Below are 2,049 nucleotides of genomic sequence, written 5' to 3' on the forward strand. Positions count from 1 at the left end.
CACGCCGCGGCGCGGCGCCGTTCCGGCCGGCAGAGGGCGCGGGCCGGGCTATTCGCGGGTGAGCACGGTCCTCAGGAAGTTGCGGGTGCGCGGCTCGGTCGGGTTGCTCATCAGCGCCCCGGCCTCGCCGCTTTCCACCACCCGCCCCTGATCCATGAACACGACCCGGTCGCCGACATCGCGGGCGAAGCCGAGTTCGTGGGTGACGACGATCATGGTCATGCCGCTGGCAGCCAGATCGCGCATCACGCCCAGCACCTCGCCGACGAGTTCGGGATCGAGCGCCGATGTCGGTTCGTCGAACAGCATCAGCCGGGGCTGCATGGCGAGGGCGCGGGCAATGGCAACGCGCTGCTGCTGGCCGCCGGACAGCTCGGACGGGTAAGCCCCCGCCTTGTGGGCCAGACCGACCCGGTCGAGCAGCAGCATGGCGGCATCGTGGGCTTCCTCGCGTCGCCGGCCGAGCACCTGTCGCGGGCCTTCGGTGACGTTTTCAAGCGCCGTCATGTGGGGAAACAGGTTGAAGCGCTGGAAGACCATGCCGGTCTTGCGGCGCTGGCGGGCAATCTCGCGGTCGCTCAGCGGATGCAGCGCCTCGCCGACGCGGCGATAGCCGAGCAGCTCGCCGTCCAGCCACAGCCCGCCGCTGTCGAACGTCTCAAGCTGATTGATGCACCGCAGGAAGGTCGTCTTGCCGGAGCCGGAGGGGCCGATGATGCACACCACCTCGCCGGGCATGACATCCATCGTCACATCGCTCAGCGCCTGATGGCCGCCGAATTTCTTGCCGACGCGAACCGCGGAGACGATCGGGGCGACGGCGGGGGCCGGCGCGCTCATCGGGCGGCCCTTGTGCCGAAGCCGCGGCCAAAGCGCTTCTCCAGCATGCGCTGCAGCACGGTGAGGACGGTGACGACGACCAGAAACCAGAAGGTCGGGACCATGAGCAGCTCGATGACCTTGGCGTTGGAATAGTAGATGTCCTGCGCGCTGCGCACGATATCGCCGAAGCCGATGATCGAGGCGAGCGCCGTCATCTTGACGAGGCCGATGAACTCGTTGCCGAGCGGCGGCACCACGATGCGCATGGCCTGCGGCAGGATGATGCGCCGCAGCGCGGTGCCGTTGGTCATGCCCATGGCCTTGGCCGCCTCATATTGCCCGCGATCGACGCCGAGCATGCCCGAGCGGATGATCTCCGAGACATAGGCGCCCTCGTTCAGCCCGAGGCTGAGGATGGTCGCCACCGCCGGCGTGATGATGACCACGGTCTTGTATTCGAACAGGCCGGGAACGCCGATGGTGGGAAAGACCAGCGCGAGGTTGAACCAGATGAGGAGCTGCAGGATGACCGGCGCCCCGCGGAAGAACCAGGCATAGAAGATCGCGCTGCCGCGCAGCACCGGATTGACGGACCCGTTGGCGACGGCGCAGGCAAGCCCGATGGCTATGCCCACCGCCATGCACACGAACGACATCCAGACCGTATTGAACAGCCCCCACAGAATGGTCGGCCAGAACAGGAATTCCCACGTCGTCGCCCAGTCGATCTTGCCGTTGGCAAAGGCGCGGACCAGCAGGACGGCAAGGACGAGGATCGCGGCCATGGCCGCGATCCGTCCGTAATGCCGGCGCCGCACATGGCGGAGGCGTGCGATGTCGAGCTCCTCCGCCATGGTCGGGCCGCCGCGCGGCGCCTCCGGGTGGGGGGCTCGGCTCACGGCTGCGGCCCGGCGTTGATGGTGGCATCCTTGTAGGCGGAGATGTCGAGCTTCCACTTCTTGATCAGGGCATCGTAGGTGCCGTCGGCGATCACCTGCCTGAGGGCGGCCTGGAAGGCATCGCGCAGAACGACATCGTCGGCCCCCTTGTTGAACGCCATGCCCATCAGCGCCATGGAGATCGGCTCGCCGAGGATCATGAACGTGCCCGGTTCAGTCTCCACGATGGTCGGCACGGCCTCAAGGCCCTGCACGCCGGCCACGGTGCGGCCGGTCTTGAGGTTGGTGATCTGCTGGCCGAGATTGGTGTCGAGGATCACCGTGATCG

At 67.3% G+C, this 2,049-nt stretch carries 3 protein-coding genes; all 3 read right to left on the reverse strand.

Features of this window, described 5'->3' with window-relative positions; all coding sequences use genetic code 11:
* Window positions 1-48: 48 nt before the first annotated feature.
* Window positions 49-840: an amino acid ABC transporter ATP-binding protein gene (locus V7067_RS04145; protein ID WP_334174616.1), complete on the reverse strand. Its 792-nt coding sequence runs from the start codon at window positions 838-840 to the stop codon at window positions 49-51.
* The gene (locus V7067_RS04150) at window positions 837-1,676 is read right to left on the reverse strand and encodes an amino acid ABC transporter permease (protein WP_334174618.1); all 840 of its coding nucleotides are present in this window, start codon (window positions 1,674-1,676) and stop codon (window positions 837-839) included. The genes V7067_RS04145 and V7067_RS04150 overlap by 4 nt, the downstream gene beginning before the upstream one ends.
* 41 nt (window positions 1,677-1,717) lie before the next feature.
* A partial coding sequence (locus V7067_RS04155) for a transporter substrate-binding domain-containing protein (protein WP_334174617.1) occupies window positions 1,718-2,049 on the reverse strand: 332 nt, incomplete at its 5' end.

The organism is Pseudoxanthobacter sp. (genome assembly GCF_036822375.1).
GTDB lineage: Bacteria > Pseudomonadota > Alphaproteobacteria > Rhizobiales > Segnochrobactraceae > Pseudoxanthobacter.

Bases quoted from the DNA above. Each gene is read 5' to 3' on its own strand.
- V7067_RS04150 (WP_334174618.1), bottom strand. From the start codon at position 1,676: ATGGCGGAGGAGCTCGACATCGCACGCCTCCGCCATGTGCGGCGCCGG.
- V7067_RS04145 (WP_334174616.1), bottom strand. From the start codon at position 840: ATGAGCGCGCCGGCCCCCGCCGTCGCCCCGATCGTCTCCGCGGTTCGC.